General features: G+C 59.6%; 14 protein-coding genes. 12 read left to right on the top strand and 2 right to left on the bottom strand.

What is annotated here, in order from left to right; all coding sequences use genetic code 11:
* Window positions 1-217: 217 nt before the first annotated feature.
* Window positions 218-1,246, bottom strand: a complete 1,029-nt coding sequence (locus B7Y89_RS12810) for a chemotaxis protein CheB (RefSeq protein WP_292938894.1) — start codon at window positions 1,244-1,246, stop codon at window positions 218-220.
* A 214-nt stretch (window positions 1,247-1,460) separates the two neighbouring features.
* Between B7Y89_RS12810 and B7Y89_RS12815 the strand changes: the two genes are divergently transcribed.
* The 12 genes from B7Y89_RS12815 (at window position 1,461) to B7Y89_RS12870 (ending at window position 11,547) form a co-directional block, all read left to right on the top strand.
* The gene (locus B7Y89_RS12815) at window positions 1,461-1,721 is read left to right on the top strand and encodes an STAS domain-containing protein (RefSeq protein ID WP_292938895.1); all 261 of its coding nucleotides are present in this window, start codon (window positions 1,461-1,463) and stop codon (window positions 1,719-1,721) included.
* Window positions 1,718-3,925: a chemotaxis protein CheA gene (locus B7Y89_RS12820; protein WP_292938896.1), complete on the top strand. Its 2,208-nt coding sequence runs from the start codon at window positions 1,718-1,720 to the stop codon at window positions 3,923-3,925. Before B7Y89_RS12815 ends, B7Y89_RS12820 begins: the two co-directional genes overlap by 4 nt.
* Window positions 3,922-4,791, top strand: coding sequence for a protein-glutamate O-methyltransferase CheR (locus B7Y89_RS12825; protein ID WP_292938897.1), 870 nt, complete (start codon window positions 3,922-3,924; stop codon window positions 4,789-4,791). The genes B7Y89_RS12820 and B7Y89_RS12825 overlap by 4 nt, the downstream gene beginning before the upstream one ends.
* Window positions 4,788-5,807: a chemotaxis response regulator protein-glutamate methylesterase gene (locus B7Y89_RS12830; RefSeq protein WP_292938898.1), complete on the top strand. Its 1,020-nt coding sequence runs from the start codon at window positions 4,788-4,790 to the stop codon at window positions 5,805-5,807. The genes B7Y89_RS12825 and B7Y89_RS12830 overlap by 4 nt, the downstream gene beginning before the upstream one ends.
* A gap of 1 nt (window position 5,808) precedes the next feature.
* On the top strand, window positions 5,809-6,366 hold the full coding sequence (locus B7Y89_RS12835; protein WP_292938899.1) for a chemotaxis protein CheD: 558 nt from the start codon (window positions 5,809-5,811) through the stop codon (window positions 6,364-6,366).
* 20 nt (window positions 6,367-6,386) lie between these two features.
* Window positions 6,387-6,758 (top strand): response regulator, encoded by a 372-nt coding sequence (locus B7Y89_RS12840; RefSeq protein WP_292938900.1) that lies wholly within the window; start codon window positions 6,387-6,389, stop codon window positions 6,756-6,758.
* Window positions 6,759-6,787: 29 nt separating this feature from the next.
* Window positions 6,788-7,231, top strand: coding sequence for a chemotaxis protein CheW (locus B7Y89_RS12845; protein ID WP_292938901.1), 444 nt, complete (start codon window positions 6,788-6,790; stop codon window positions 7,229-7,231).
* Window positions 7,232-7,253: 22 nt separating this feature from the next.
* On the top strand, window positions 7,254-7,505 hold the full coding sequence (locus B7Y89_RS12850; RefSeq protein ID WP_292938902.1) for a hypothetical protein: 252 nt from the start codon (window positions 7,254-7,256) through the stop codon (window positions 7,503-7,505).
* 250 nt (window positions 7,506-7,755) lie between these two features.
* Window positions 7,756-8,118 (top strand): hypothetical protein, encoded by a 363-nt coding sequence (locus B7Y89_RS12855; protein WP_292938903.1) that lies wholly within the window; start codon window positions 7,756-7,758, stop codon window positions 8,116-8,118.
* A 4-nt stretch (window positions 8,119-8,122) separates the two neighbouring features.
* Window positions 8,123-9,937, top strand: a complete 1,815-nt coding sequence (locus B7Y89_RS12860) for a hypothetical protein (protein ID WP_292938904.1) — start codon at window positions 8,123-8,125, stop codon at window positions 9,935-9,937.
* Entirely contained in the window at window positions 9,928-10,770 is an 843-nt protein-coding gene (locus B7Y89_RS12865) for a hypothetical protein (RefSeq protein ID WP_292938905.1), read from the top strand. The genes B7Y89_RS12860 and B7Y89_RS12865 overlap by 10 nt, the downstream gene beginning before the upstream one ends.
* Before the next feature lie 105 nt (window positions 10,771-10,875).
* Window positions 10,876-11,547, top strand: coding sequence for a glutathione S-transferase family protein (locus B7Y89_RS12870; RefSeq protein WP_292938906.1), 672 nt, complete (start codon window positions 10,876-10,878; stop codon window positions 11,545-11,547).
* A 6-nt stretch (window positions 11,548-11,553) separates the two neighbouring features.
* Here the strand turns inward: B7Y89_RS12870 and B7Y89_RS12875 are convergent, their stop codons facing one another.
* Entirely contained in the window at window positions 11,554-12,426 is an 873-nt protein-coding gene (locus B7Y89_RS12875; protein ID WP_292938907.1) for a LysR family transcriptional regulator, read from the bottom strand.
* Window positions 12,427-12,508 lie beyond the last annotated feature (82 nt).

Raw genomic sequence — 12,508 nt, forward strand, 5'->3', positions numbered from 1 at the left:
AACTCGACCTGTTCGCGTCTCAACTTCTTCTCTGCGTCTCTGCGTGAAATCTGAGAGCCTAGATCGAATGCACCGCTCCCATGCGGTTTTTGCGCGTGCGGCAAGGAAAATGTCAGCAAAAAACCCGGAAGACCTGCGAAACAGGCCTTCCGGGTTCTTCATTTTTCCCGCGTCCTTGGGGGACTGGAGACGCGGGAAACACAAAAATTGCAGCGTGTTATGCGCTGTTGCAGCTGGCGATCAGGGCAGCGCCCAATTCATCAAGGCCAAGCTGGGTTTCGGCAGCGCCCATCGCAATCGCCGCAGCGGGCGCTTCGGCAACCATCGCCGTACCGGGATCTTGCACAAACGTCTTGCAGCCTTGATCGCGCATCAGCTTCAGGCCCTTGGCACCGTCTGCGCCCATGCCTGTCAGCACCGCAGCCGTTGCAGGGACCGATCCGCGCGCGATGGAGCCGAACAGGAGGTTGGCGGCAGGGCGCATCCCGTCCACCGGATCACGATCAATCAGGCGCAACTTGGCAGGGCTGCCCGGTTCGATCACGGCATGACGTTCGGGGTCAAAGGCAATGTGGATTGTGCCCGGCGTCAATGCCGTGCCGTCCTTTGCTGCCTTGACCGAACATTTCAGCTCGCCATCCATGCGTTTGATGAAAGTTTCCACCACCGCCGGTTCGGCATTCAGCGTGATAACTGTGGGCGGGCACTTTTCCGGGAAATAGGTCAGCATCTGGGTCAGCGCATCAATCCCGCCCATCGAGGCAGACAGCGCGACAATATAGCCGTTCCATTCAAAGTTTGCTTCTGCCGCCTTGTGTTCACGCGGGGCCTTGCGGTCTTTGACGTTGCTGTTGGCAGCGGCGAGCACGATCTTGCCAAGCTTGCCCACGGTCTTGCTGAACTGTTCCGGCGTTGCCTTCAGCGGCTTGGGGAAACATTCGACCGCGCCCAGCTCATAGGCGCGCAGCGATGTTTCGGTGCCGGCCTGGGTAAGGCTGGACAGCATGACGACAGGCAGCGGGGCCGTGCCCATGATTTCTTCGAGGAATTCGATCCCGCTCATCCCCGGCATTTCCACGTCGAGCGTAACGACATTGGGACGCAGGGCGATGATCTGATCGCGCGCTTCAGCGGCATTTGCAGCAGCACCAACGACGGTCACATTCTTCGCTTGATCGAGAATATCGGAAAACAATGCCCGCATGGCAGCGGAATCATCGACGACCAGAACTCGTGCTTCATGCATTGTGACAAAAACCCCTGATTCGAACGCCTTAGCGCGGCTATGGACCTCCTCTTACGCGCGAAGGGGCAAGCAATTCATGTGCTGCACCTTACGTATCTCACCCTAGCTATGCCGAAAGCCGGCCTTCGTGCCTCCGGGCCTATCAGATGGATAACAAACGCCGATTCCGGATTCGTTCCGGGCCGGTATCATCCATGCGGAGGGCACTCGTCCGATGTCGTCGATATCATTGCCAGCCCGGTGCGACCGCGCCGCCACAGAAGCCTTGTTGCCCGAAATGATCGCGGCATTGGGTGCGGGGCCGCTGCACATTGATGCGCGCGAATGCCAGCAAGTTGGCCAGGCTATGCTGCAATTGCTCGTCAGCGCGCGGCAAACCGGCGAAGGCGCGGTGATTGATGCGTCTCCGGCCTTGCGCGAAACAGCGGCACTGGCCGGCCTTTCCGAAGAGCTCTTTGCAGGGACAGACGCATGACCGCCGAGGAAATTCAGGCAATCTTCTTTGCCGAATGCGAAGAATCACTGGCCGCTGCAGAACAAGGCCTTGCTGCATGCAAAGAGGGCACGCAGGACAGTGATACGGTTAACGCGGTGTTCCGCGGCGTCCATTCGATCAAGGGTGGCGCGGGCGCATTTGGTTACAGCGCACTGCAAGCCTTTACCCATACGTTCGAAACACTGCTGTCCGACGTTCGCGATGGCACCGTTGCGATTACCGAGCCGCTGATCGATCTGATGCTGATCGCGCTTGATACATTAAGCGATCATGTGACCGCTGCGCGCGATAGCAGCGAACCACCCGAAGACGCGGCGCTTCAGGCCGAATTGACCGCTGCAATGGCTGCCAATGCCGGAGCCGCTCCTGCAGCAGCGCCTGAACCGGTTGCAGCGCCTGCACCAATGCCTGCCTCAATGGAAGCCAAGACCATTGAGCCGGACGAAGACGACTTCGATCTCGATTTCGATCTTGATGCCCTGCTTGACGATATTTCCGGCGAGATTGGTGAACCCGAAACGCCCGGCGTGATGCCGCGCTGGGACGTCAAGGTGCGCGCGCACAGCGCGGCCATGCGCAATGGCAGCGAGCCATTGCTGATGCTGCGCGAAATGGCCGAGCTTGGCGGCGTATGCACCACCTGTGATATTTCCTCGATCCCGCCACTCGACGGGTTCGATCCGGGTACGGGGTATCTGGGCTGGGTATTCAGCTTCCCGGTTGATGTAAGCGAAGCTGCAGTCCGCGACATTTTCGACTTTGTTGGCGATGATTGCACGCTGGCGTTCGGTGATGATGCCCCGATGCCGCCCGTGCGCTTTCCCGCAGCCGTTGTCGCAGCAGCGCCGGTTGCACCGGTTGTCGCAGCGCAAGCCGTTACTGCACCCAAAGCCGTGGCCCCCGATTTGCCAAATGCAGCGCCGGTACAACTTGCCGACGATGTGCAGGCCAGCCGTTCACAACAAGCGCCGCCAGCGCCGCCCGCTCCCGGCCAATCGATCCGCATCGAATTGTTCAAGCTGGACAAGTTGATCGACGCCGTGGGCGAACTGGTTATTGCCCAGGCCATGATGGCGCAGCGGCTGTCATCGGACGGGTTAAGCGCGTCGGATGAAATGACGCTTATCGAAGGCCTGACGCGCGACATCCAGGAATCGGCGATGGCGATCCGTGCCCAGCCGATCGGCTCTGTCTTCAGCCGCGTGCCGCGTATCTTGCGCGAACTGGCATCGTCCACCGGCAAACATGTGCGGCTTGAAGTATCGGGCGAAAGCACCGAACTCGACAAGACCGTGATCGAGCGGCTGGGTGAACCGTTGACCCACTTGATTCGCAATGCGGTCGATCATGGCATCGAACCAGCCGACGAACGCATTGCAGCGGGCAAACCCGCCGAAGGCACGTTAACGCTTTCAGCCGAACACCGTTCGGGCCGCATCCTCATCCGCATCGGCGATGATGGCAAGGGCATCGATCGTGAACGCGTGTTCGCCAAGGCTGTCGAAAAAGGCCTGATTGCGCCGGATACGGTGATGACCAAGGAAGAGATCGACCTGCTGATCTTTGCTCCGGGTTTCTCGACCGCAGCACAAGTTACCAATGTGTCCGGGCGCGGCGTTGGCATGGACGTGGTGCGCCAGAACGTCAAAGATCTGGGCGGGCGGATCACCATTGAATCCGAACCGGGTTCAGGCACAACCTTCACCCTTACCTTGCCGCTCACGCTGGCGATTTCCGATGGCATGGTCGTCAATGTCGGTGACCAGACGCTGGTCGTGCCGCTGGCCAACGTGGTCGAAAGTCTGCGTCCCGAACCGCACGAAGTCCAGGGCCTTGGCGCGAACCGCTGCATGATCAATGTGCGCGGGCGGTTCATTCCGGTCATCCCGCTCAGTGCCTCGGTCGGTGCAATCGGCGCAGCCACACAGCCTCAGGATGGCGTGCTGATCGTCGTCGAAACAGAAAGCGCGGGCCGTGCGGCCCTGCTGGTCGATGCGATTTGCGACCAGCGCCAGGTCGTGATCAAGAGCCTTGATACGCATTATCGCTCGGTCGAGGGCGTGGCGGGGGCGACGATCCTTGGTGATGGCCGGGTGGCGCTGATTGTCGATGTCGACAGTCTGGTCTCGCGCAGCCTTGCCTCGGCGCAAGCGGCGTCCGGCACATTGGCAGAAGCAGCATGAGCCTGATGGAAGCTCTCGACGCGTCGATGCCGGGGGTCAGCCCCGGTATTTACGACGAAAAGGATTTTCGCGCGATCAGCGAAATCGCGCATGCCGAGGCGGGCATCGTGCTGCCTGCGGGCAAGGCGATGCTGGTCTATTCTCGGCTGGCACCACTGGTCCGCAACAGCGGCTGCGCCACCTTTGGCGCCTATGTCATGCGCATTCGTGAAGACGCGGTGGAACGGTCGAAAACCATTTGTGCGCTGACCACCAATCACACCTTCTTTTACCGCGAATCCCATCACTTCGAACATTTCGCCAGCGATGTGCGCCCTGGTTTTGTAAACCGGTTGCGCAGCGGCGGCAAAGTCCGGCTGTGGTCCGCAGGGTCATCCAGCGGCGAGGAAACGTGGTCATTGCTGATGACGCTGCTGGGGCCGGACAGGTCCGAAGGCATCGATATTGCCAAGCGCGATGTGCGTCTGCTTGCCAGCGACATTGCCACTCACGCGCTGACCAAGGCGCGCGCGGCAACGTATCGCACCGAAGATCTGAAGCCTGTCCCCGACGCCTTGCGCCGCAATTGGACGCAAAGCGCAGGCGATGAGACAACAATCGCCTCCGAAGTGCAGCAAATCGCCCGGTTCCGTACGCTGAACCTGCTGGGCGATTGGCCGATGCAGGGCCAGTTCGATGTCATCTTCTGCCGCAACGTCATGATCTATTTCGACAATCCGACAAAAGAGCGCCTTGTCGCGCGTTTTGCGGAAAAACTCGTCCCCGGCGGCTGGCTTTACATCGGCCATTCCGAACGAGTGACCGGTCCGGCGATGGAACATCTGTCGACCATGGGCCCCACCATTTATCGCAAGAGGTCTGCATGAGCATTCGCGTCGTCATCGTCGAGGATTCGCCTACCATGCGCGCGATTCTGATGAACCGGCTCAGCAAAGAGCCGGACATCGAGGTAGTCGCAGCTGCCGCCAATGCCGCAGAAGGCCGCCAGATGATCCGCGAGCTGGACCCGGACGTGGTCACGCTCGACATTGAAATGCCCGGTATGAACGGCCTCGATTTCCTGGCCAAGATCATGGAATTGCGCCCCACCCCGGTCATCATCGTTTCAGGATCCACGCAGGAAGGCAATGAAATGTCGGCCCGCGCGCTCGCGCTTGGCGCGGTCGATTGCTATGCCAAATCAGGCGGCGGCGTTGGTCTGGAAGACGCAGGGCGCCTTGCCAAGATGATCCGCGAGGCATCGAAAGTGGAATTCACCACGCGCGCACCAGCCGTGCGCAAAGTGGTGCAGGAAGCGCGCGGATCACTGATCGAACGCCCCGCCCTGATCGCCATCGGTTCATCCACCGGCGGGGTTGAAGCCTTGCAAACCGTGCTCGGCAGCTTTCCCGCCGATTGCCCGCCAACCGTGATCGTCCAGCACATCAACGCGCGTTTTGCCCCCGCCGTTGCACGTACGCTTGACCAGTCATGCCCGCCAAAAGTCCTTATCGCCGAACCCGATCTGCCGTTGAAGCAGGGCCACGTCTATCTGGCACCGGGCGATGAGCGGCACTTGTCTGTTGGCGGATCAAGCACATTCCATTGCAAGCTGCGGCCCGGTGACCCCGTTTCGGGCCATCAACCAAGCGTTGATGTTCTGTTTGCCTCGGTTGCCGAAGTGGTTGGCGCGCGCGCGGTTGGCATCTTGCTGACGGGCATGGGTGCCGATGGCGCGCAAGGCCTGTTGGCGATGGCACGCAAGGGCGCGCACACCATCGCCCAGGACGAGGCCACCTGCACCGTGTTCGGCATGCCGCGCGCTGCGATCAATCTGGGCGCGGCCAATGTCGTTGCGCCGCTGGGATCAATTGCCCGCCACTTGTTCAGCAAGGCGGCCTGATATGAGTTATCATCAACCCATATCCGCAGCACCCCCGATTGAGCGCGTGACCGTGATGCAAGGCCAGGCGCTGGCCAGTGCCGGTCAGGCGATTGAATATTCCACCGTGCTGGGATCGTGCGTAGCCACGTGCCTGTATGATCCTGAAACGCGCGTTGGCGGGATGAATCATTTTCTGTTGTCAGAACCGCCGGCAAACACCCCCGGTGCCAAGATTGACGAACATTACGGCGTCTATCTGATGGAATTGCTGGTCAACGAAATGCTCTCGAAAGGCGCGCGCAAGTTTCATTTGCGAGCACACCTTTACGGTGGGGCCAATGTTAATCGCAATATGATGAAGATCGGCTCGATGAATGCCGACTTCGCCCGCGAATTCCTGAGGCGCGAAGGCATTATGCTGGTGCGCGAAGATCTCGGCGGCACCCAGGCCCGCCGCGTCGATTTCCGTCCGGCAACGGGCCAGGTCCGCCTCCGCACAGTGGAAGACCGGTTCGCGCCCCCTGTTAAACCCACCCCAAGTCCTGTCGTCACCCGCGGCGACGTCGAACTGTTCTGATCGGAAAAGTGAGTTCCACTATGAGCAAATCCACCAGAATTCTCACCGTAGACGACAGCCCGTCCATGCGGGCTCTTCTCAACCACGCCCTTGCCGGGCATGGCTTCGACGTATCGCAAGCAGAGGACGGCATTGCCGCGCTCGATTGGCTGGCGATGAACGAGGTTGATGTGGTGATTACCGACATTAACATGCCGCGCCTTGACGGCTTTGGCTTGATTGAGCGTTTGCGCGAGGGCAGCCGCCATCGCGACCGCCCGATCCTTGTGCTGACCACCGAAAGTTCGGACGAAAAGAAAGCGCGTGCGCGTGCAGCCGGTGCCACCGGCTGGATCGTCAAGCCGTTCGACCCCGAGAAACTGGTGGCAGCCGTCCGCCGGGTTTCCCACTGATGTCCCCCCGTCTTTCAGGAGCTTCCAGCATGCTGCGCGAACTCATTACGTTTGAAGTCGAAGGCCAGGTCTTCGGGCTCGACATCATGGCGATCCGCGAAATCCGCGCATGGTCGCCCACCACGCGTTTGCCGCGCGTCCCCAGCTACGTTGCGGGCGTCGTCAATTTGCGCGGCACGGTTCTGCCGGTGATCGATCTGGCGGCCCGTCTTGGCTGGCGCGCAACCGAACCGACCCCGCGCCACGCCATCATCGTGACCCAGCAAGGTGCACAGATCAGCGGCTGGATCGTGGATTCGGTCAGCGATATCGTCACCCTTGCCAGCGATGCATTGCAGCCACCGCCACCAACATCGGCTGGCGATACGGTTGTGCCGTTCCTCGAAGGCCTTGCCGCCATCGAAGACCGCATGGTGATGGTGCTCAACCTTGCTGCATTGTCCGACGGGGCCGAAGTCGCCGAAGCTGCCTGAACGGCCAGAAGGGAGACGCCCTATGGCGCAAGCAACGCACCGCCAGATTGCTATCGTGCTTGAAGAGCTAGCCGAAGAGGTCGAAGCGCTTGGCGCATCGCTGTGCACAGACATGGATATCGCCATGCGCCACATGGACAAATTGCAAGCTATCGACCTCATCGCCCAAAAACAACGCTCGCTGGGGCTTTTGCTGGTGGCAGAACGCCCTGCCGAAGAGATCGAACGCATCGCGATAGACGTGCTACGCGACCGGATGCGGCTGTCGGGCTGATCTTCGCCCGACACTGCAAAGCATTCATGGTGGATAGTTCAGGGGCGGTGCGCGCATTGACGCGCACGCCCTTTTTTCATGCCACGGAGAATTTTCCGCTGGTCGAAGGTCTTGTGATTTAACGGCAGAGCTTGGCCCTGTGACGGCCCGCACATAATTTCGCGTAGTACGGCATTACTGGTGATTACCACAGTTCAGCAGATACGAAACCCGCAGGATCGTATTGGCGCATGGCCACGAGAAAACGCCGATGATCACGATCTCACCGTCGATTGTTTCTGCCATGCAATCCGATTGTTTCGATGATCTGGAACAACGCATATTCAATTGGCTGTCCGCCGAACTTCCGGCGTGGACAACGCTTCCCGCCGGGCAGCGCAAGCATGATCTTCACGCAGTCGTTCAGGATGGTCGCACGGTCGGGATGCGCGTCGAGACCGATTTTGCGCTTTATGCCCTGCTGATGTTCCTGTCCGGCGGCAACTGGCGCGACATTCGTGACCATGCCCAGGTGGCCGAAGCGATGACAATCCCCGATGTCACTGCGCCCAACAAGTTGATGTGGCTCGAAGGCTGGCTTGCCGAGCGCGGCCACCGTATTGCCGGGGCTTGATGCAATGGGCATGTTCAGCGCTCTTGAAGCAGCGGCCAAGCGCGCAAAAGACTGGGTGATCAGCAACGTCCGCGAACCGGAAAAGGTGGTGGCCGCTTGCCCGGCGAAACCTGCAACCAACAGCGCGCCAGCCCCTAACCAGCCAAAACAACCGGCACCGGTGAAGCCTGCGCCAAGCGTTCATTATGAAGATTGCGTTCTGAAGGAACTCCTGCTCGAATTGTCCGATGGTACGCAGTCCAATGCTTTTACGGCAACTTACCAGCGCCGCATTGAACCGGTCAAACCCACGGTTTATGACGCTTACAAGGGTGATTTGCGCAGCCACGAACTGGTGATCGAGACTCTGGCCAATTGCTATCTCGGCGCAGGTAAAAAGGATCTGACAGCAAAAGCGCAGGCGTTCTGTTCATCCCGCCATGTCAGCTTTGCGCCTGCCCATCCCCAGACCAAAATCGGGGACAATGCGCTGGCCGATGGCGGAGCGCCGGTCCAAACCAAAATCTATATTGATGATCGCAGCGGCTGGCAGTCCTGGCTTTCGATCTGGCCCTTTGCGGGTGAGCGGACGAAGCACATCACGGTCAGTGGAACGGCCTGTGGCCACACGTACGTGGGCTGTAACGTGCCGCCAAAATCTGCATTGGCCAACCTGGCCATGCGGCTTGTGGTCCTGCCGCACGAAAAGTGGTCGTTCAAGGTCAAGGATCTCCGGTCCGACTATTCCAGAGGCGGATCAATAACCAAGGACAGGAATGCTGCTGCCAATGTGGCAAAAGGCGCGCCATTCCGGTCTGTTACCACCACTTTGAAGCGCGACTTCGGCAAAGTTGCGGGAACGTCGCGGTCCACTACGCGGGGCGCGGCTTACCTGTCCACTTCCAAAGAAACGAAATTTGCAGACGGCGGTACCGACAGCAGCAGTGAGACGCTCACTACAACCAGTTATTCGGCTTCACGCACGCTTTCGCAAGATATCGGCTCAAGCGTCTACTCGGTCACGCAGACTGACGATCTGGACGGCGCAACCAACACGCTGAAATCGGATTTGACCGATAAGAACCAGTACAAGGTAAGCGAGAAGTTTTCGCTTGAAGTGGAAACTGGCGGTGAAACTGCCAAGATTGAACCCGGTGCCCTTGTCGAAGGGCTCTACAAGATCGAAAACATCCTTGAAGCCATAAAAGACGTGCTGGCAGCATGCCGGGTGGGTGCCGGTGTCAGCGCCGATTACAAGCTGCTCTACGGCGATTTATGCCTTGATTGGGGCTATCGCTGGCCCGCGGCCTATAAAGAAGAAAACCGCGTCTACTATGTGGAACGCTTCATCTCGGCGAGCGGGACACTCAATGTCCTGACCGGGTCGGTCGGTCTTTGGGCGGGTATTGATTTCGATCAGGGATGGTTGCCAGCCGGTGTAAAGGCCCTGATCGAAGGCAAAATCACCGCAACTTTAAAAGTCACACCCAAGATTACGCTTTCGGCAACCAATCTGAAGACTCTCGATCAGGCCAACGCCGCGCTGGAAGTCGCGCCGGAATTCACCATAGAGCCCAAGTTGGAAGGCACAGGTAGCGTCCGGGTTCTGGGATACCGGCAATCGCTTTCGGTTGTCATTGAAGGCAATTTCGAAGCCAAGGCCAAACTGGCGTTCAGCTTCAAGGCTCCACCTTCCTTGAAGGCCAGTGTCGAGTGGGAAGGCCTCAAATTCACCGGGCACTTCTACAACAGCGACAAGAAGCCGCCCCGCCGGGATATCGAACCCATCGAACTTGCCAAGCCATCCACGATCCTGAAGGAAACCGAGTTTTGGAGCTGAACCCCGATCCCTTTACCGGGCCGGTGATTTACGGGCTTGGAATTACCTGTGGCGATGCGCTGGCTGGCGAAATCAGGGTCAACGACATTGCGTTTGGCAAACTTGCAACGGGGGCAACCTCGCTGGAATCCATCCCGATCCACGGCGACCTTGATACAGGTGAAAACGTCGCACAATTGCGGATTGGCACATCGGAAGCCAACCTGCGCAGTCCCGCAACACTGATGCCGGGTGAACCGCCAGCGACTGCCAGCGCGAAGCTTCAACTGGAAGGTGACGAGGTTTCGATCAGCGGTGACGAAATGCGCATCACCACCCACGTCTTTGCGCGCGATCTGTGGGATGTACGCGAGCAGGCCGGTGCCGTGATGCTTCCTGCGGTCCTGAGCGTGAACTTCCAGCCCCGTGCTGGCTCGCCCGTCGCGCTTTGGGCCAATGCCCGCGCCGCATCGCCCGCCGTTGTGGCAGAGGCGGTCTATGCCGAAACCGCTGCAATTGCGGCGCTGCTGCGTGATCGCAATTTTGAAGCCTATGTCGGCAGGACATCCTTGCGCCGCCAGCACAAAGCGCGCTGCTATCCACAAGGGCAAGACGCAGCAGGGTTGCGTGAGGAGGAACTCGACGATCTGATTCGCCTTGCCAGCGCACCGGATTTCAACGTGCGCATCGCTGCACAGGTCGGCTCCACTTTGCGCGCGCAGGCCAAGTCACGCTTGTTTGATTGGGTGGATGCGCAAGGCGAACCGATTGTCACGATTCAGGCCGACGGGCAATCCTTTGCCGTGCAACATCAATTCAGCCTGTTGGAAGGCAGCCTGCAACTTGTTCGCTGAAACGTTGGCTGTGGCAGGGTCATGATGGTCCATGCATGTTTCCCGACCAGAAATTTGCTGCAACTGCTAGACTTCGCCCCCATCCCCGCGCAATGACACATCCTTATGTGGCAGCTTTATCAATTCCCGTTATGCCCGTTCAGCCGCAAGGTCCGGCTTCTCTTGAGCGAGAAGGGCGTGCCTTATGATCTGGTGCGCGAAAATCCGTGGGAGCGGCGCGAAGGGTTCGGCAATATCAGCCCGGCCTATCGCACGCCCGCAATCCAGAATCCTGAACGCGGGATCAGCCTGGCCGATAGCCGCGCGATCTGCGAATATTTTGAAGAAACGGTCGACAAGACGCCGATGATCAACGGCACGGCGGCCAATCGCGCGGAAATCCGCCGTCTGGTCGCGCTGTTTGATGAAAGCTTTTATGCCGATGTGACCGGGCCGTTTCTGGATGAACGGATGAAAAAGCGGCTCGTCTATCGCTCTCCGCCCGATAGCAAACGCTTGCGCGATGCGATCCGTCTGGCGGACGAACATCTGTATTACATCGATTTTCTTATCGATAATCGCCCGTGGCTGGCAGGTTCAACGATGAGCCTTGCCGATCTTGCGGCGGCGGCACAAATTTCGGTGGCCGATTACCTTGGCGGGATTGACTGGTCGAACCATGAACAGTCGCGCGGGTGGTACTCGGTGTTCAAAAGCCGTCCCAGTTTCCGTCCGCTGCTGGCCGAACGGATGGACGTGATCCAGCCGCCTGCGCACTATGCGGACGTGAACGCCTGAGGTTCGTCAGGAATCGATCCGCAAGCCAGCCGCGCGGCGGAACAGTTCCAGCACCACCGGATCGCTTTCCGTGCCCCTGATGGCCGCCTCGAACTGGATCTTGCGCGCAGGTCGCGGCAAGACTTCGGCCAGCATGCCCGATGCCAGCAGCGGTCGCACCATCGGTTCGGGCAGGACGGCCGCACCGCCACCGCCGCTGATAATCTCGATCAACGTGCGCACGTTGTTGCAAGTGCTGATGGATCGCGGAGTGATGACGCCTTGTGCCAATGTTTCAAGCGTGACGCCGTGCAGCGGTGAATGGCTGGGAATTGACCACACCGGCAGGTTTTGCGCAAATCCCCCTGCCCGCACTGTCTCTTGCCCCGCCACCCAGACAAGCCCGACTGCCCCCAGCCCGACCGTTCGAATGCCGGGACTGGCAACCGGCCCTGCCAGAAACGCCATATCGATCATGCCGCCCAGCAATTGCTGGAGCATGCGCGCGGTCAGGTCGAGTTCGATTTCCAGCGTCACGCCGGGCAGATCGCGCTCCACTTCTTGCACATAGGCCGGAAGGCATGATGCGGCCGCAATTTCTCCGCTGCCGATGCGCACGGTGCCGGTGGCGCCTTCAAAGCCCGAAGCGGTCAGCAGCGCCTTTTCGAAGCCCGCCCACAGCGGCTCGCACTCCTTCACCAGCCGCCTTCCCCGCGCGGTCAGCACCATGTTGCGCCCGTCCCGGCGGAAAATGGCAATGCCCAGTTGTTCCTCGATTTCACGGACACGGGCAGATATGGCAGGTTGCGTGGTGTTAAGCCGCTCTGCCGCCGCACGAAACGTGCCGAGCCGGGCAATCCACAGCAGGGTTTCAAGGTGATAGATGGCAATGCGCTTCATTTGATCAGACTTTGTTATCGATTCAGATAAAAAACAATCGCTCTTTTCAATCCGTCGGCTGTGCTATTGCAGCATAAAGAAC

The organism is Novosphingobium sp. 32-60-15 (assembly GCF_002280675.1).
GTDB lineage: Bacteria > Pseudomonadota > Alphaproteobacteria > Sphingomonadales > Sphingomonadaceae > Novosphingobium.